An 18,164-nucleotide genomic window follows, 5' to 3' on the forward strand; every position below is an offset into this window, starting at 1 on the left:
AGCGGCGTTCAGAAGGCGGTGTACCCGCCGTCGACGGGGAGAACCGCTCCAGTGATGTACGACGACTCCGACGACGCGAAGAAGAGGACCGCGTCGGCGATCTCTTCCGGGGTGGCGAGGCGTTGGAGCGGGATCTGGGTCTCGCGCTCGCGGCGGTAGGTCTCGGGGTCGGGGCTGCGCTGGATCGATGCTTCGATGATCGGGGTGGCGGTCAGGCCTGGAGCGACGACGTTGACGCGGATGTTGCGCGGGGCCCATTCGATCGCCGCGCCCTTGGCGAGCATGATGAGGCCTCCCTTGGCAGCGGAGTACAGGACTTCCCCGGACTTGCCGACCATGCCGAGCCGTGAACTGACGCAGACGAACGAGCCTCCTCCGGGAGGCATCAGCGGTGCGAAGTGCTTCATCACCAGGAACGCGCTGAGCAGGTTGCTGTCGAGCACGTTCTTCGCGTCGTCGTAGGTCATCTCGGTGAGCGGGCCGCCGGCCTGCAGTCCGTGGTTGAGGACGACGACGTCGACGGTGCCGAGGGACTCGGCGGCCTGGTGGGCCAGGGCCTCGACGAACGCCTCGTCGTTGAGATCTCCGGGGACGTACAGGTCGTCGGGCCGGGCGGTGCCGAGTCGCTCCCTGCGGCCGGTGAGCAGCAGTCGCGCGCCCTCGCGGCGGAAGTGGGAACTCACCGCCTCCCCGATTCCGCTGCTGGCGCCGGTCACCAGTGCCGCGAGGTTCTCGAGTCTCATGTCAGGCAACTCCTGCAGGTCGGTCGGGTCGCGGGCTCGGGTACGAGGGTTTCGTCCCGGGGCCGGTCAGCTGAGAAATCCGCGGGCGTCGACCGGCCACCGCTCCAGCGACGTGCCAGTGCTGTCGGTGACGATCAGCTCCTCGAAATTGAGGACGACCGGGCAGACGTGGTTCGGCACCACCGGAACCACGGTGCCCACGCTGGGGCGGAAGTCGTCGGCGGGCAGCGCGAGGAATCCGTGGTACTCGTTGAGCTTGGCCAGGACGGCTTTCGTGCCGGCGACGCCACCGTAGCCGCGTTCGAGGCTGCCTTCGCGGCTGAGGGCTTTGGTGCCCACGTCGAGGATGACCTGGTCGGGGACGCACTCGCTGACCACCGTGGCAGCGACGAACAGCGCGATCTGGTCGTCCGTGCAGGCGCCGAGCCGGCTGTTGTTCAGGTCGCAGAAGACGTACTCGCCGGGACGGATCTCGGTGATCACGCTGCTGGTGGCGAACTCGACGGTGGGTGTGGAGCCGGCGCTGACCACCTCTGCGGTGACCCCGACGCGGGCGAGGCTGCGTACCGCGGTGACGAGCGCGGCATCCTGGTCCTGCGCGGCGCGCAGGCGGGCGTCCCGACCGGAGCTGCCGTGACCCGGATACGTGAAGACGCCCACCGGCACCAGGCCGCGCTTGCGGGCGGCGAGTGCGAGGTCGCCCGCGATCTCGGGCGGCGCTCCGGAACGACGGGCGCCACAGTCGACCTCGATCACGACCTGCAGCCGGTCCGGCGCGCCTCCCATCGCGTCGGCGAGGGCCTCGATCGCCGCGACGTTGTCGACGCCGACCCGCAGCCGGATGGACTCGGCGAGCCCGCGGATCCGCGTCCCCTTCGTTCCCGCGGGCCAGACCGGGTAGGCGAGGAAGATGTCGTCGAAGCCGGCCGCGGCGAAGACCTCGGCCTCACCGACGTTGCCCGCGGTGATCCCGACCGCCCCGGCCGCGACCTGGCGCCGACCGATTTCCACGCACTTGTGCGTCTTGACGTGAGGCCTGACGTCGAGATCGCGCTGGTCGGCGAAGCTCTGCATGCGGTCGATGTTGCCTTGCATGACGTCGACCAGCACGATCGGCGCGGGGGTGTCAACCCGCTCGACCAGAGCGTCGAGTGCTCGTTGGAGCCGGTTCACGCTGCACTCCTCGTGCTTGGTGTCTGGGAATGACCGAGGGGCGCGGATGCCGACTCCCTCGAATGCTGGACGTGCGCGACCCGCCACACCGCCGTTGTGCCCGCCCTACACCGCGGTGCAGACCATCTGGATCTCGACCGGACTGTTGCGCGGCAGCCCGGCGACACCGATCGCGGTGCGCGCGTGCCGTCCGTTCTCGCCCAACACCTCGACGAGGAGTTCACTGGCCGCGTCGGCGACCCGCGACTGCTCACCCAGTTCCGGCGTACTGGCCACGAAGACCAGCATCTGCACGATCCGGACGCGGTCCAGATCCCCCACCGCCTGCGCAGCGGCGGCGAGCGCGTTGAGCGCGGCGTGGCGCGCGAGCTCCCGTGCCGCCTGCACCTCGACGTCCCGGCCGACAATGCCCTGTCCCAGCAGCACGCCGTCCTGGTACGGCAGTTGGCCCGAGATGTGGATGCTGGAGCCCACCGCCCGGTGGTTCACGTAGTTCGGGTTGTCAGCGAGGCCCGGAAGGTCCAGGCCGAGGGCGTGGAGCCGATCCAGGGCCGAGCCGGTACCGATCATCTGCTCGGTCCTCCTTGAGGTGACTTGTCGATTGTCGACCATAATGCGCCTGTCGATTGCCGTCAACTACTCTCACCAGGAACTTCAGGTTCACAGCACCCGTTCCAGGAACTCCCGGGTTCGCCCTTCACGCGGGTTGGCCAGCACCTCGCGCGCGTCGCCGCGTTCTACCGCGACTCCGCCGTCCATGAACAGCACCTCGTCGGCGACGTCGCGGGCGAATCCCATCTCGTGGGTGACGACGACCATGGTCATGCCGTTGTGGGCGAGATCGCGCATGACCGCGAGCACTTCACCCACCAGCTCCGGATCCAGTGCGCTGGTGGGTTCGTCGAACAGCATGATGCTGGGTTCCATCGCGAGGGCGCGGGCGATGGCGACGCGCTGCTGCTGACCGCCGGACAGCTGGGCGGGGTACTTGTGGCCGCACCCGTCGAGCCCGACCTGGGCCAGCAGTTCGCGCGCTCGATCCCGGGCGACCTTGCGGTCGACCTTCTTGACCAGCACCGGCCCGGACATGACGTTGCCCTCAGCCGTCATGTTGGGGAACAGGTTGAACTGCTGGAACACCATGCCGATGCGGGCGCGCTGCTCGGCCAGCACTTGCGGGCGGACCGCGTGGTAGGCGCGTTCCCTCTCGACGTAGCCGAAGTCCTCCCCGTTGACCCGCAGCACGCCGCGGTCGATGGTCTCCAACCCGTTGATGCACCGAAGCAGCGTCGATTTCCCGGATCCACTCGGCCCGATGATGCACGAGATCTCCCCTGCCGACACGGACAGGTCGATCCCACGCAGGACTTGGTGACTTCCGAAGCTCTTGCACAACTTGCGTGCGACGATCGTTCCGTCGGCCTTCACAGCAACGACTCCCTCGTGGTGCTGACGGGCCGGCCGGCCGCGGGCTCGACCGCGGTGGTGGCTGCGGCCGGCCTCCGCGTCGAGCGGGAGAAACGGCGCTCGATCACGGACTGCGGCACGCTGAGCGCCATCGTCATGATCAGGTACCAGAGGCTGGCCACGATCAGCAGCGGAATGGTCTGGTACGTGCGGGCGTAGATCGACTGCGTGCTGTTCAGCAGTTCGGCCACGCCGAGCACGCTCACCAGCGACGTCTCCTTGAGCATGCCGATCACCTGGTTGCCGGTTGCCGGGATGACCGCGGGCATGGTCTGCGGGATGATCACGTGGCGGAGCCTGGTGAACCCGCGCATGCCCAACGAGTCCGCGGCCTCGTACTGCCCGCGTCCGACCGAGGCGAACCCGCCGCGGATGATCTCCGCCATGTAGGCGGCCTGGTTCAGGGTCAGCCCTACGATGGCCGCGGTCAGCGGGGTCATCAGCGCGTTCACATCCACCGGCGTGGACACGTCGGTGAACGGGATGCCGATGGAGATGTTCGGGTACAGCGCCGCGATGTTGAACCAGAAGATCAGCTGCACGAGAACCGGCGTGCCGCGGAAGAACGTGACGTAGAGCCGGGCCAAGCCGGAGATCGGCGCCTGGTGCGACATGCGCATGACCGCGAGCAGCAACCCGAGCAGCGTGCCCAGCACCATGCTGACCACGGTCAGGATCATGGTGAGGACCAGGCCGTCGAGAATCGACTCGGTGGTGAAGTAGCTGAACACCACCGGCCACTGGTAGTTCTCGTTGGTCACCGTGGTGTAGACCAGACCACCGACGATCGCGAGCGCGACGGCCCAGCAGACGAAGTCGCGCGGACGTTTCGGCGTGATCCGTTTCTTGTCTTCCGGCAGCAGTTCGGGCAACGGCCGGCTCCTGGTCGTCGAACCGATCGTGTTCGTCGGCATCACTGCCCCAAGGGGACGGCCATCGCCGCGGTCTCGATGCCCAGGCCCTGGAAGCCCCAGCGGTCGAGCGCTTCGGCGTACTTGGGACTGTCGATGACGGACTGGATGGCCGCCTGGATCGCGGGGGTCAGCGGCGAACCCTTGGGCAGCGCGACGTTCACCTTCGCGGAGACCACCCTCTCCTCAAGGACCTCGAGCACGTTCGGCTGCCGCTTGGCCGCCCACGAGAGCGAGGTGAAGTCGTACATCACCGCGTCGAGGCGCTTGGAGGCGAGCTGGGTCAAAGCGTCGTTGACGCTGGGCAGGGTCACTCCGGTGATGGCCGGCTTCCCCTTGCTCGTGCAGTCCTTCTCGGTCAGCTGGGGCAGCCACTTGAGCTCCTGCGTGCTGCCGGACTGCACGCCGACGCGGCGCCCGCACAGCTCGTGGACGCTCAACTTCTGCGGGTTCCCACGGGGGACGGCGACCCCGGTGCCGTTCTGGAAGTAGTTGATCATGTCGAGCACCTTCAGCCGTTCCTCGGTGGCGCCCATGGTGGTCGCGGTGAAGTCGAACCGGCCGCCCTGCAGGCCCGGGATGATGGTGTCGAACTTGACGTTGTCGATCTGGAGCTTCACCCCGAGCTTGGCCGCGATCAGCCGCGCCATGTCCGGGTTGAACCCGATCGGGGTCTTGTTGTCCATCGCCATGAAGGTGGTGGGCGGACTCGACAGGTCCATCGCCACCGAGATCGCGCCCTTGGCTTTCGCCGACTCGGGCAGCAGCTTCACCGCCGTCGGGTCCGGCTGCACGCCGACCGAGATGTCGTCGGTGTGTTCGACCGACTGACCAGGCCCGCTGCTCTGCGGGGCGCCCTGTTGGGTGCCGTTCGACCCGCACCCGACAAGCGCGAGCGCCAGGGACGTCGCGATGATCGTGGCACGCAAAGGTGTTTTGACTCGCATTGTGGCCGTTCCTTCATCAAGTTGGGAAAATTGCGCAGGAAATAGCCCGGTGGGTTTGAACACCAGGTCACGAAATGGGCAGAGATCCCGCACACCCGACAGTGGCGGATCTCCGTGAATCCGTCAGGAACCGCTCGAACCTTTTGAGGCGAGCCGGTCGCCGAACGAGAACGCCTACTTGATCAGATCCTTGAACTTGTAATAGGCGCCCGCGAAAGGCAGGAACCAGGGCGGACCGACGTGTCCCGGGATCCGCTTGAAGGACAGGTCGCGCCAGGGGTTGGCGTCCGTCGTCCCGTTCATGTACTCGGCCATCTGCTTGCCCATGTGCGTGGCCATCTGGACGCCGTGGCCGGAGTAGCCGAGCGAGTAGAACAGCCCGTCGCGCTCACCGGCGTGCACCATCCGGTCCATGCTCATGTCGACCAGACCGCCCCAGCAGTAGTCCACACGCGCGTTCACGAGCTGCGGGAAGACCTCGGCCATCGCCTTCTGCAGGATGCGCCCGCACTTCTCGTCCGACTGCGGGTTGGACATGGTGAACCGGGCGCGACCACCGAACAGCAACCGGTGGTCCGGGGTGATCCGGAAGTAGTTCAGCAGGTTCTTGGACGTCGACGCCATTCGCCGGGTGGGCAACAGCTCGTCGCAGACGTCTTTGCCCAGCGGTTCGGTCACGATGATGAAGCTGCCGACGGGCGCGATCCTGACCTGCTGCCGGCGGAACGGCCGGCCGGTGTAGCCACTGGTCGCGACGAGGACCCGATCGGCCTGGACGGTGCCCCTCGCGGTGACCAGCTCGTGCTTCGTGCCGCCCAGCCGCCGGAACTGCTCGACCGGCGCCTTCTCGTGGATCGTGGCGCCGGCCCGTGCGGCCGCCTCGGCGAGCCCCTTGGTGAACTTGCCGACGTGCAGGCCTGCGCTTTTGGCGTCGACCATCGCGCCGTGGAAGTTGTCGGAGCCGATCTCCGAACGAAGCTCGCCCTTGGACACCAGGCGGGTCTCGAACCCGAGCCGCCCGGACAAGACCTCGTGGGTCTTGCGCAGGCCGTCGAAGTGAGCCGGCTTGGACGCCAGGTTCAGCTTGCCCGTGCGAGCGAAGTCGCAGTCGATCCCCTCGTCGCCGACGAGCTTCTCGATGGTGTCGACCGCGTCCTGGTAGGTCAGGAGGTACGCCTTCGCGGTGTCGACCCCGTAGCGGGCGATCGCGTCGCGGAAGCCGATCGACAGTCCTACGGTAGCCATACCGCCGTTGCGGCCCGACGCGCCCCAGCCGACCGTCTCCCTTTCGAAGACCTGCACGTCGGCGCCCTTCCGCGCCAGGTGCAGCGCCGCCGAAAGGCCGGTCAGGCCCGCTCCGACGATCGCGACGTCGACGTGACCACCGATCTCGGTCCGCGACCGGTCGGGGCCCTGCGGAGCGGTGTCGAGCCAGTAAGGGGTGAACTTCATCGCTGTTCTCTCCTGCCATTGCGATCGGCCGCTCCGAGCGCGCGCCGGCATCAGCCGACGCCGACCTGGTGCAGACGGCTTGATCCAGGGGTCCGGCGTGCCCGACGAGTGCTCTGATCAGCATCGAAGTCATCGGCAGGTAACTTCAGGCTCGTTGCGTCGGGTTCCTCGCTGTCGGGCTGGACGCTACCACTAGTCGTTCCAGTTCCAAACTGAAACTTTTAAGCTAAGGTGGTGCCGTGACCAGCAACCCCACATCGCGCGACTACAACAAGGCGTCGGTACTCCATACCGTCCTGTCCCAGGCGCCTTTGACGCGGAACAAGCTCATCGAGCTGACGGGCTTGAGCAAGGCCACGGTGTCCAGAGCGGTGGAGGAACTCCGGGCCGACGGCTTCATCGTCGACCGCGGAGTCGACGAGGTCACCGGTCGCGGCCGCCGGTCCACCTACCTGGACGTGCCCGACACGACCGGGCACGTCGTCGGCATCAGTTTCGGCGCGCAGACCACCTGTGTCCTGGTGACCGACCTCATGGGCCGCGAGGTCCAGCACGTGATCCTTCCCACCGTGGACCACGACGAGGTCGGCGACGCCGCCGAATGGCTGGTCGACTTGATCGTGAAGACCAGCGCATCCGCGCAGGGTCCCTTGCGCCAGATCGTCGTCGCGATGCCCGCCCGTGTCCGCAACGGCACGGAAGTCTTCAGGCCGGCCGAGCCGATGAAGATCTTCGCGGGCTCCGACTTCCAGCGCACTGTCGAAGACCTGGCCGACGCTCCCGTGCTCCTCGACAGCGACGCCAACGCGTCCCTGCTCAAAATCCTCACCGACGACGCCACTGTCAGGAATGCCGCGCTCTTCAGCGTCAGCAGCATCGTGAACTTCGCAGCCTGCACGGACCACGAGGTCGCCCGCGGGCGCACGCCCGCCTTCGGCAACATCGGCGTGCTGCCCTCCGGGGTGGACGACGAGACCCTCGACGGCCTGATGAGCACGAGGGGCCTTCTCCAGTTCTGCCGTGGCCGGGGACTCGACCTGGAGCGCATCGAAGACCTCTGGCTGGAACCGCACCACGGCGCCTCGCGCGCCGAGGTCCTGGAAGCGTTCACCACGGCGATCGTGACCGCCGTCAGCGCCGCCGTCGTGACACTGGACCCGGACTCGGTCTACTTCGTGGGCCGCTTGCGCCCGCTCGTCGACGAAGTCCTTCCCGAGGTGCGCACCCGGCTCGACCACAGTCTTCCGACCGTCCCGACGATCAAGACCTCGACGCAGGAGATCGGCCTGTCGACGGCACGAGGAGCGGTGTACGCGTGCCTGGTGATCGTTCAGAACAGGCTGCGAGACGCGGTGCTCGAGGCACGTCGCCAGGGCCGGCGCACGGACCAGTCCGCGCCGGTCTTCTGAGGGACAGCCCAACGATCGCGGTCGTTGAGTGGTTGTGGCGGCCAAGGCCACCACAACCACTCACGACCATCAGCCCAGCCGGTCCTCGGCCTGAGCGGACATCAGGGGTTTTCGAACCAACAAGGCCTTGCCACCTCATTACAGTCTCACTAGCCTGGCGATCGTCGAAGCGCTTCGACACCTGCGGCGGCGAGGCGGCTCGCTCCACCACGGGCATCGAGTTGAGTCGCAGGAGCTACTGAGGGCGGCCACTACACCACTGGCGACTGGCGCAGCGCGGCCGTCCGCACGTCGCATCCAACGAACACGGTTACGCGCGATCCCTTTCGCGCCGCAGGAGGAACGGAATGTCCGCGCGCTACTTCGAGGTCTTCTCGCCCGGCTACGGCAAGGTCGCACCACGCGCCGCGTTGGACTCGGATGCCCCGCGGCTGGACCTGAACGGCGACTGGGCTTTCCGGTTCTCGGCGACAGGGCTCGACGAACCGGACGGCTTCGAACTGCCCGGCTTCGACGACACGGGATGGGATCGGCTCCCGGTCCCGTCGCACTGGCAACTGCACGGCTACGGCAACCCCGTGTACGTGAACATCGCGTACCCGATCCCGGTCGACCCGCCGTTCGTCCCCGACGAGAACCAGACCGGCGACTACCGGCGTGTCTTCGACCTTCCGCCGTCCTGGGCGGGCACACCCGCCGTGGTGCGCTTCGAAGGCGTGGACTCGTGCGCACGGGTCTTCCTCAACGGCGTCGAACTGGGAGTGACCTTCGGCAGCCGCCTGCCGACGGAGTTCGGCGCCTCAGCCGCGCTGCGGCCGGGGCGCAACGTCCTCGCGGTCAGGGTGCACCAGTACTCCTCGGGCACGTATCTGGAGGATCAGGACACCTGGCGCATGTCCGGGATCTTCCGGGACGTCACCCTGCTGGCACGTCCTGCAGGCGGCATTCGTGACGTGTTCGTCCACGCCGACTACGACGCGGCCACCGGCGGTGGGCGGTTGCGGATCGACGTGGAGGCGGATGCTCCCGTGGAGATCACCATCCCGCGGCTGGGAGTGACCGACGTGCCGGTCGACCGCGTGTTCGCTTTCGACGCGGTGCGGCCGTGGAGTGCGGAGGCCCCCTTCCTCTACGACGCCGTACTGGCCACCGGAAGCGAGCGGGTGCGCGTGCGGCTCGGGTTCCGCACCGTCGCGATCAACGAGTCCGGTGTGCTCACGGTCAACGGCCGCCGCGTGGTGCTGCGGGGCGTCAACCGACACGAGTTCGACCCCGAGCGCGGGCGGGCGGTCACGGTCGAGACCATGCGCCGGGACGTGGAGATGATGAAGCAGCACAACATCAACGCCGTGCGCACCTCGCACTACCCGCCGCACCCGGAGTTCCTCGACCTGTGCGACGAACTGGGTCTGTGGGTCATGCTCGAATGCGACCTCGAGACGCACGGGTTCGAGTACAGCGGGCCCGGGTACTGGTCGGACAACCCTTCCGGTGATCCGCGCTGGCACTCGGCGTACCTCGACCGTGTCGAGCGGACCGTGGAGCGGGACAAGAACCACCCCAGCGTCATTTCCTGGTCGTTGGGCAACGAGGCGGGCGACGGGAAGAACCTCGAGGCGATGGCCGCGTGGGTGCGCGAGCGCGACTCGTCCCGGCCGATCCACTACGAGGGCGACCGGATGGCCCGCTACGTGGACATCCACGCGGTCATGTACCGCACGCCGGCTGACGTCGGCCGGATCGGTCGTGGCCTGCTGCGGCCGGGCGAGAACCACTACCCGGCCACCGACGGCGAGGGCGACCCGAAGGACGAACCGCGCAACCGCATGCCGTTCCTGCTGACCGAGTTCGCCCACGCGATGGGCAACGGCCCTGGTGGCTTGTCCGAGTACATGGCGCTGTGCGAGCGGTATCCACGGGTGCAGGGCGGATTCGTGTGGGAGTGGATCGACCAGGGCCTGCGCACCACCGACGCCGAAGGGCGCGAGTTATTCGCCTACGGCGGCGACTTCGGCGAGGACCTGCACGACGGGAACTTCATCTGCGACGGGCTGGTGTTCCCCGACCGGACGCCATCCCCCGGGCTGCTGGAGTACCAGAAGGTCAACGAGCCCGTGCGCATCGAGGCCGGCGACGGCGCCAACGGCATCCGCGTGCACAACCGCTATGACTTCCTCGACCTGTCCCACCTGCGGTTCACCTGGTCGCTCTTCCGCGACGGAATCCCGATCGCCGACGGTGTCCTCCCGACGCCACGACTCGGCCCTGGCGAGCGGACCGAGCTACCCATCCCCTCGACCGCCTTGCCCATCGACGGCGACGGCGAACGGTGGCTGACCGTCGAGGCGGAATCGGCAGAGCCCACCGCTTGGGCGCCCCACGGGCATGTGGTCGCATGGGGCCAGATCCCGCTGCCGTCCACCAGCGATGCCCGCCCCGTCATGCTGGGCAGTGCGCCTGTGCCCGCGGAACCCGTCGACGCGCACATCGTTCTCGGCTCAGCGCGCTTCGACCGGCGCACCGGGACGCTCCTCAGCCTCGACGGACAGTACCTGCACGGTCCTCAACTGGCGCTGTGGCGCGCACCGACCGACAACGACCTCTCGTGGACCCAAGGCGACGCGCGGTACTGGGAGGCACGCGGCCTGCACCGGCTGCGCCACCGAACCGTGTCGGTCAGCCCGGACCGCGACGGCCTGACCGTCGTGGTGCGCAGCGCTGCCGCCGCGGTGGCGTGCGGTTTCCTCACCACCTACCGCTGGGACACCGACGGGGACCGACTCCGCCTGCGCGTCCACACCGAACCGGTCGGCCACTGGCCGGAACGGGGCGACAACTTCGCCGAGGCGATGGTCGACACCGACCTGCCACCCGAGCGGTACGAGGAACTCGTCCGACGGGACAAGGCGCCCTCCCTGGCCCGCATCGGCCTGCGGTGGACGGTGCCCGAGGAGTGGTCCCGCGTCCAGTGGCTCGGCGCCGGACCCGGCGAGGCCTACCCCGACTCCCGGCAGGCGGTGCGCATCGGCCGCTTCCAGACCACGATCGAGCAGATGCAGACGCCCTACGTACGACCACAGGAGAACGGCAACCGGCTGGACGTGCGCTGGGCCGAGGTGGCCGACCCGGAGGGCTCGGGAGTCCGCATCGAGGGAGATCCCGTGTTCAACCTGGCCGCTCGACGGTGGAGCGACCAGCACCTGGCCGCGGCACGGCACCAGACCGACCTGACCGCCGAACCGAGGATCTACCTCTACACCGACCACGCCGTGCAGGGCATCGGCTCCGGTGCGGTGGGCCCGGGCGTGTTGCCCGAGTACCGGCTCGAAGTCCGACCCGCCGAGTTCACCTTCGTCCTCACCGCTCTGCCGGCCCCAAGACCTCGCTGACAACCGACCGGTAGATCGTTTCGTGGCTGATCCCCATCACCGGGTCGTCTACCGGATGACCACGACCGGCCAAGCCACCCGGGCCGGACCTCATCGGATGTGCTTCACCGGCTTGGTAGCGGCGTTGAGCAGGTACTCCAGCGGTCCGCGGCGGAAGAAGCGGGACCAGGTCGCGGCGAACACGGTCGCTCCGAGGATGAACATGAGCAGCGGCACCCAGGACTGTTGGGCGTCGGTCCCGGCGGGCACGGACAGCGCGGACTGTGCGACGAAGTGGCCGACGTAGGCCGTCAGGGACATGGTGCCCACGGTGATGACCGGTTTCGCCAGGCGGCGCAGCCGTGGCAGGCGGTCCATCGCCACCGTCGCGCACACGATCACGGTGATGGCGACTCCCAGGCTGCCGATGATGTCGAACGTCGTGCCGCTGTGCGGCCCGGCCGGCAACAGCTCCGAAGCCGTCCGAGCGGGCTCGAACGACCCGCTGTCGAAGGACGACGACCCGGATTCCGCGGTGCTCTTCAACGCGTCCTTACCGGTCAGCAGCAAGGACGTGCCGTATCCGAGCACGACGAGGGCGGGGCCGAGCGCGGCCAGGCGGCGCTGCACCGCGCCGGCGGCCAGGTCGAGGCGGCCCAGCGCCATGCCGGCGATCACGAACGGCATCCACGTGATCGTCGGGTAGAAGCCGGTGAGCAGCAGATCGAGCACTCCCACGTCGCTGAGCCGGTCGAGCGGGTCGTAGGCGTTGATGCTCTGTTGGATCGGCTCGGTCAGCAGCGATTTCAGGACGAACGCCAGCTGCGGTGTGACGACCGCGAGCGCGGCCGCGATGATCGCGAGCGTCCTGGCTCGCAGTCGCACCAGCGGCAGGGCAAGCAGGAAGTAGACGCCGTAGAAGGCGAGGATCACCACGTCCCCGTAGACCATCGACATCGCGGTGCCCAGCGCCACCAGGATCACGGCGCGGATCGCGATCCGGGCCTTCGCCTGCCGGCCGGCCAGGCCGGTCTTCGGCTTCCGGCGGCCGGCGAGCAACATCAGTGAGAACCCGGCGAGGGTGGCGAACAGGACCGAGGACCGGCCTTCGGTCAGAGTCCGCACCCAGCCGCCGACACCGTCCACGGCCGACAACGGGGGGCCGATGTGGACGGTGTACATGCCGAACACGGCCAGCGCGCGGGCCAGGTCCACTCCGACCAGCCGGCCCGTCGAGGGGCCGGGCGCGGCGGATTCCGGCGGGGTTCGGGACTGAGGCGTCGAGGTCTCCTGCGACGGCTGCGTCTCTGTCATGGGACAAACGTCGCGGTGCCCTGGGGTGGCCGACCATCCGGCAGGCTTCGGGATCGGCCCCGTCGGTCGGCGGGAACCACCAGCCGACCGGCGGATCTCCTCCCGACGGGGAGGGATGTTCCGGCCACCCGGCGGGGGTGGACCCGACAGTTGCCGGATGGGCGCGTGGCGGCCGGCCCTCCACGCTGGAGGGACGCACCTCGCGCGTGACGACGAGCGCGGCCCGAGCCGCTCCCCGAGGTGCGCGGCACCGCCGACGCGGTGCCGACCGGAGAAGAAAGAAAGGAATCGTGTGAACACCGCGTCCGCCCCGGTGACGGGTGATGCTTCCCTGTCCGCCCGGGAGACGTTCAAGGCACTGTACGCGCGTGTCCGGCCGCACCGGTGGGCCGTCGCCCTCGGTCTTCTGTGTGCCCTGGTCGGCGCCGCCGGTGGACTGCTGCAACCGCTGGCCACGAAGGCGATGGTGGACCGGCTCGCCTCCGGTCAGACCGTCGCCGGGATCGTGCTGGCCCTCACCGCCCTGGTGGTGCTGAGCACCGTGGTCGAGGCGTTCGGTGCCTTTGTGCTGGAGCGCACCGCGGAGTCGGTGGTGCTGGCCGCGCGGCGCACCCTGATCGGGCGGCTGCTGCGGCTGCGGCTCGTGGAGTGGGAGCGGATCCCGCCGGGCGATCTGATGTCCCGGGTCACCACGGACACCACGCTGCTGCGGGCGGTCAGCACCCAGGCGGTCGTCTCCGCGGCCACCGGTGCGGTCGCGTTCGTGGCGGCGATCGTGCTGATGGCGGTCCTGGACGTCGTTCTGCTGGGCGTGACGCTCGGCGTGGTCGCGCTGATCGGCGGGGCCGTCGCCCTGGTGATGCCGAAGATCGCCAGGGCCACCGAACGCTCGCAGGAGGCGGTCGGGGAGATCTCCGTCGCGCTGGAACGGGTCTTCGGGGCGTTCCGCACGGTGAAGGCGTCCGGTGCCGAGGACCGGGAGACCGCCCGGGTGGAGGCGGCGGCGCGGCGGGCGTGGCGGCACGGCGTGACGAGCGCGAAGTGGGAGGCCGTGGCGGGCTCGGCGGACGGGCTTGCCGTGCAGCTGGCGTTCCTGGCGGTGCTGGGGATCGGCGGGGCGCGGGTGGCGTCCGGGGCGATTTCCCTCTCCACGCTCATGGCGTTCCTGCTGTACCTCTTCTACCTGATCGAGCCGGTGTCCAAGCTGGTCGACGCCGTGTCCCACTATCAGGAGGGCGCGGCCACGATCTCGCGGATCGCGCAGGTGGATCGCCTGTCGACGGAGCCGACCGCCGGGCAGAAGGCCGCCCTGCCCAGCCAGGACGCGGCGGTGCCGGGCCCGGCGTCGGTCCGCTTCGAGGACGTGTCCTTCCGCTACCGTCCGGGTGGGCCGTACATCCACCAGTGCGTGAGTTTCGAGGTACCGGGCGCCGGGATGACGGCCTTCGTGGGCCCCTCGGGCGCGGGCAAGTCGACGGTCTTCGCGCTCATCGAGCGGTTCTACGAGGCCACCGGCGGCCGGGTCCTGGTCGACGGCAAAGACGTACGGGGCTGGTCGCTGCCCCGGTTGCGGTCGGCCATCGGGTACGTGGAGCAGGACGCTCCCGTGCTGGCCGGCACGCTCCGGGAGAACCTGCTCTTCGCGGCACCCGGCGCGACGGACGGTGAGATCCGCGACGTGCTGGCCCGGACGAAGCTCGACACCCTCGTCGAGCGCCTGCCCCACGGCCTGGACACGCCGGTGGGACACCGCGGCTCGAAGCTGTCGGGCGGCGAGCGGCAGCGCATCGCCATCGCCCGCGCACTGCTGCGCAAGCCCCGGCTGCTGCTGCTGGACGAGGCGACCTCGCAGCTCGACGCCGTCAACGAGCTGGCGGTGCGGGACGTCGTCGCGGAGGTGGCCCGCGAGACCACCGTGCTGGTGGTGGCCCACCGCCTGTCGACGGTGACGGGCGCCGACCGCATCGTCGTCATGGACGACGGACGAGTACGGGCCGTGGGCACCCACGAGGAACTGGTGGCACAGGACCAGTTGTACGCGCGGCTGGCGGCCACCCAGCTCCTGGCCCCGGCGGGATGATCCCGCCGCGCAGGTGAGGCGGCCCGGTCCGGTCTTCGTCGGACACCGGCGAAGACCGGACCGGCTTGCCGCTGCTCTGCCGGACTCCGGCCGGACCGGTCTCTAGTTCGTGCTGAGGGGAATCCGCAGCCGCACCTGGTACCCGCCCTCCGCGGTCGGGCCCGACTCCAGGGATCCGTGCAGGATCTCGGCCCGTTCCCGCAGACCGATCAAACCGTGCTGCGATCCGGGGAGGGACAGGGAAGGTCGGGTAGGAGGGGTGTTGGTGACGGTCACTCCGATGTCGCGGCCGTCCTGCCACAGCTCGACGCAGGCCGTCGCGCCGGGGGCGTGCTTGCGGACGTTGGTCAACGCCTCCTGGACCGTGCGGTAGATGGCCCGCTGGGCGGGTGTGCTCACGGCGAGCGGAAGCTCACCCGTCAGCTCCGCGTGAGTGCCGCTCGATTCCACCAGTCTGCGCAGGTCTGCCAGGGTGGGCTGAGGCGTCAGCTCGGTGTCACGGCCGCCGGAGGCGCGCAGCAGTGCGACCATGGTGCGCAGTTCGTCGAGCGTGGTGACGCTCAGCGAACGGATCGTGCGGGCGGCCTCTTCGGCGTCCGCGTCCTTGGTGGCGACCTGCAGGGCTCCGGCCCGTACGGCGATCAGGCTGACCTGGTGGGAGACCACGTCGTGCATCTCGCGGGCCAGTTGGGCGCGCTCGCGGGCGAGCACTGCCTGGGCGTGCAGCGCCCGCTCGTGCTCCCTGGCCTCCTCGATCTCGTCCAGCCGCCGCGCCAAATCCCGTCGTGCCTGGACGAGCTGGCCGAAGAGGACCGGGACGACAGCGGTCGCCAGGTTGTACACGAAGATGACCAGCGTCATGGTCCGGCCGACCTCGGTGACGCTATCCAAGGGCCACGGCACGCTGCTCGCGATGGCGGACAGGGCGACGCACACCGCGAGGAGACGGCGGTTCCGGGAGCGTTCGGCCAGGGTGAACAGCGCGATGAGCGGAGCGACGGCGACATCCTGCGACAGCGCGACCGGCAACGTGAGCAGGAAGACGCCGAGCGGGAACCTGCGCCGGAACGCCAGCGCGACGCAGCCGGGCGCGGCCAGCGCGACGCCGAGTCGTGTGTCGTCCCACAGGTTCAGCCACACGTCCACGGCCGCCACCGCCACGAGGGCGAGGTCGACGACCGGCGCGGGCACACGCTGCCACAAGGCTCGTGCGCGGCTCATCGTCCGGCCTCTCGTCCGGTCTCCGAGCGCGCGTGCTTGTCGAGCAGCCCGGCTCGCTGCGCCAGCAGCGCGGCCTGCACCCGACTCGTCACCCGCAGCTTCGCGAGGATCGCGCTGACGTGGTCCTTCACCGTGCCGGTGCCCAGGTGGATGCGCGCCCCGATGTCGGTGTTCGACAGCCCTTCCGCCACCAGGACGAGGACGTCGCGCTCCCGGGAGGTCAGCAGCCGGACGCGGGCCGCGTCCTCGTCGACGGCCGCCTCGGTGCCGGGGTGGGCGCGCAGCAGTGTCCGCGAAGCCTTGGGGGAAAGCACCACGCCGTCCGCGGCCAGGGTGCGGACCAGGTGGGCCAACTGCTCAGGCTCGGTGTCCTTGAGCAGAAAGCCGGCGGCGCCGGAGTTCAACGCGGTCAGGATGTACTCGTCGGTGTCGAACGTCGTCAGCATCGCCACCACCGGCGGATCCGGGGTCGTCCGCAGCTCGCGCAGGACGGTGAGCCCGTCCACGTCCGGCATCCGGATGTCCAGCAGCACCACGTCCGGCCGCTCCCGGCGGACGGTCTCCACGGCGTCGGCCCCGCTCGCCGTCGCGACGACCTCGATGTCCTCCGAGGCACCCAGGATGAGCCCGAACCCCGACCGGACCAGCGCCTCGTCGTCCACCACCACTACCCGGATCACGCGCGCCCCGCCTCACTTTCCGTCCCTGCCAGCCCTGCCGACTCGACCATAGAGCCCCCGCGGAGCTCCGGCGGCCAGGCCGAGCGGCAGCTCCAGCCACCCGGCGGGGTACAACCCACCGGTCGGCGGGGATAGCGGAAGTGAGGGTGCTCAGGTCACCGGTGTTGCCTTTACCCCAGTGCCCGTAGTCCGGCGAGGTTGTCGGCGAGGGTGCGACGGCAGAACGCGAGGTGGTCGGGGCCGTAGCCGCGGGGACCGCACTCGATCACGAGCAGCAGGCCCAGGTAGAGGTGGTACAGGGCCAGGCGGTGCCGGAAGGCGGGGGTGAAGTCGAGGATGCCGCCGGCCTCGGTGTACCCGGTGACGAGGTCGCTGTCCGGACCGGTGTCGCCGCCGAAGGCCAGGGAGACCAGTTCGGCTGCCGGGTCGCCCCAGAACGCCCGCTCGTGGTCGATGAGTCCGACGATCCGGGGCCGCCGGTTCCCGTCGTCGGGGACGTCGATGAAGATGTTGCCCGGCCACAGGTCGAAGTGGACCAGCCGAGGCTCGGTGACCTCGTCGAGGGCGTATCCGCCCTCGGCCACCAGAGTCCGTATCTCGGCGGGCGTCGCGCCCAGAGGGGACTGCCAGCGTGCGGCGTCGTCGAGGAGCGCGTCCACCATGGCGGTGAAGGCCGTCCTCCAGTCCGGAGCGGACAGCGCGGACTCCGCGGCCGGGTAGCCGAACCGGCCGTCCTCCGGGGCCAGGGTGTGCAGACGGGCGGTGATCGCGCCCAGTTCGCGGCGCAGCGCCCGCTCGGTGGCCCGGGGCAGGCGGTCGGCCGCCTTGTCCCACGGGGCACCCTCCAGGACGGAGACGGCGAGGAACTCCCGGCCCGCGTAGAACAGTTCGGGTGTCGGCACACCGCCGTCCGGCAGGGCCGCGATCCGCCGGTAGACCATGGCCTCCGTCGCCAGGATGCCGCGCTCGTAACGCAGGACCGAGGCGTCGGCCGACGGGGCGAGCTTGACGACGGCGACACGGCCGTCGTCGAGCAGGACACGGTAAGCCGTGTTGAACCAGCCGTCGGTCAACTCGGTCTCCAGCCGGCACCCGACGCCGACGGAGCCGGACATCAGGGCGTCGAGGTCTTCGGGAGACAGGCGGCGCTTGGTCTGACTCTGCACTGAGTTCCACTCTCGAACGGCAAGGATCACGGGAGCGCTCCCACAATGCGGCTCGGCCGCCGCCCAGTCAAGAGCGGACTGTCCCCACTATCCCCAATACCAGTCACTTAGAACTCCTAACAGAATGATCTTGGAATACGGTTGAGCAGTGGTGTGTTGACCATGGCGTGAGGAAGGGCCAGCAGCTTCCGTGGGTCGTCTCCGACGAGCTGTGGGCAAGGGTCGAGCCGCTG

At 69.2% G+C, this 18,164-nt stretch carries 14 protein-coding genes; 3 read left to right on the forward strand and 11 right to left on the reverse strand.

Translation table 11 applies throughout. From position 1 onward, the window contains the following. Nucleotides 1-8 precede the first annotated feature (8 nt). From FM051_RS46560 to FM051_RS46590, 7 genes are all read right to left on the reverse strand, one after another. Nucleotides 9-743 carry an SDR family NAD(P)-dependent oxidoreductase gene (locus FM051_RS46560; protein WP_158853785.1) on the reverse strand — a complete coding sequence of 245 codons (735 nt, stop codon included), beginning with the start codon at nucleotides 741-743 and terminating at the stop codon, nucleotides 9-11. 66 nt (nucleotides 744-809) lie between these two features. Next, nucleotides 810-1,916 (reverse strand): alanine racemase, encoded by a 1,107-nt coding sequence (locus tag FM051_RS46565; RefSeq protein WP_158853787.1) that lies wholly within the window; start codon nucleotides 1,914-1,916, stop codon nucleotides 810-812. A 105-nt stretch (nucleotides 1,917-2,021) separates the two neighbouring features. After that, nucleotides 2,022-2,552 (reverse strand): RidA family protein, encoded by a 531-nt coding sequence (locus FM051_RS46570; protein WP_202919429.1) that lies wholly within the window; start codon nucleotides 2,550-2,552, stop codon nucleotides 2,022-2,024. A 24-nt stretch (nucleotides 2,553-2,576) separates the two neighbouring features. Next, nucleotides 2,577-3,344 (reverse strand): amino acid ABC transporter ATP-binding protein, encoded by a 768-nt coding sequence (locus FM051_RS46575; RefSeq protein ID WP_158853790.1) that lies wholly within the window; start codon nucleotides 3,342-3,344, stop codon nucleotides 2,577-2,579. Beyond that, nucleotides 3,341-4,297 carry an amino acid ABC transporter permease gene (locus FM051_RS46580; RefSeq protein ID WP_158853792.1) on the reverse strand — a complete coding sequence of 319 codons (957 nt, stop codon included), beginning with the start codon at nucleotides 4,295-4,297 and terminating at the stop codon, nucleotides 3,341-3,343. The genes FM051_RS46575 and FM051_RS46580 overlap by 4 nt, the downstream gene beginning before the upstream one ends. Then, a complete protein-coding gene (locus FM051_RS46585; protein ID WP_158853797.1) occupies nucleotides 4,297-5,241 on the reverse strand; it encodes an ABC transporter substrate-binding protein in 945 nt (314 codons plus the stop codon). The genes FM051_RS46580 and FM051_RS46585 overlap by 1 nt, the downstream gene beginning before the upstream one ends. A 174-nt stretch (nucleotides 5,242-5,415) precedes the next feature. Then, on the reverse strand, nucleotides 5,416-6,693 hold the full coding sequence (locus tag FM051_RS46590) for an NAD(P)/FAD-dependent oxidoreductase (RefSeq protein WP_158853800.1): 1,278 nt from the start codon (nucleotides 6,691-6,693) through the stop codon (nucleotides 5,416-5,418). 239 nt (nucleotides 6,694-6,932) lie between these two features. On the opposite strand from FM051_RS46590, the gene FM051_RS46595 reads away from it, so the two are divergent. Both FM051_RS46595 and FM051_RS46600 read left to right on the forward strand, forming a co-directional pair. Next, nucleotides 6,933-8,102, forward strand: coding sequence for an ROK family transcriptional regulator (locus tag FM051_RS46595; RefSeq protein ID WP_158853803.1), 1,170 nt, complete (start codon nucleotides 6,933-6,935; stop codon nucleotides 8,100-8,102). A gap of 347 nt (nucleotides 8,103-8,449) precedes the next feature. Continuing rightward, entirely contained in the window at nucleotides 8,450-11,491 is a 3,042-nt protein-coding gene (locus tag FM051_RS46600) for a glycoside hydrolase family 2 TIM barrel-domain containing protein (protein WP_158853806.1), read from the forward strand. 90 nt (nucleotides 11,492-11,581) lie between these two features. On the opposite strand, the gene FM051_RS46605 is transcribed toward FM051_RS46600, so the two are convergent. Continuing rightward, the gene (locus FM051_RS46605; RefSeq protein WP_158853809.1) at nucleotides 11,582-12,784 is read right to left on the reverse strand and encodes a DUF418 domain-containing protein; all 1,203 of its coding nucleotides are present in this window, start codon (nucleotides 12,782-12,784) and stop codon (nucleotides 11,582-11,584) included. Between the two features lie 292 nt (nucleotides 12,785-13,076). Here FM051_RS46605 and FM051_RS46610 point away from each other — a divergent pair, with 292 nt between their 5' ends. Continuing rightward, nucleotides 13,077-14,864 carry an ABC transporter ATP-binding protein gene (locus FM051_RS46610; RefSeq protein ID WP_158853812.1) on the forward strand — a complete coding sequence of 596 codons (1,788 nt, stop codon included), beginning with the start codon at nucleotides 13,077-13,079 and terminating at the stop codon, nucleotides 14,862-14,864. Nucleotides 14,865-14,966: 102 nt separating this feature from the next. On the opposite strand, the gene FM051_RS46615 is transcribed toward FM051_RS46610, so the two are convergent. The 3 genes from FM051_RS46615 to FM051_RS46625 form a co-directional block, all read right to left on the reverse strand. Further along, the gene (locus FM051_RS46615; protein ID WP_158853815.1) at nucleotides 14,967-16,085 is read right to left on the reverse strand and encodes a sensor histidine kinase; all 1,119 of its coding nucleotides are present in this window, start codon (nucleotides 16,083-16,085) and stop codon (nucleotides 14,967-14,969) included. Next, nucleotides 16,082-16,765 (reverse strand): response regulator, encoded by a 684-nt coding sequence (locus FM051_RS46620; RefSeq protein WP_202919431.1) that lies wholly within the window; start codon nucleotides 16,763-16,765, stop codon nucleotides 16,082-16,084. The genes FM051_RS46615 and FM051_RS46620 overlap by 4 nt, the downstream gene beginning before the upstream one ends. Before the next feature lie 170 nt (nucleotides 16,766-16,935). Continuing rightward, a complete protein-coding gene (locus tag FM051_RS46625; protein WP_158853818.1) occupies nucleotides 16,936-17,931 on the reverse strand; it encodes a phosphotransferase family protein in 996 nt (331 codons plus the stop codon). Nucleotides 17,932-18,164 lie beyond the last annotated feature (233 nt).

Source organism: Saccharothrix deserti, from assembly GCF_009769385.1.
Lineage (GTDB): Bacteria > Actinomycetota > Actinomycetes > Mycobacteriales > Pseudonocardiaceae > Actinosynnema > Actinosynnema deserti.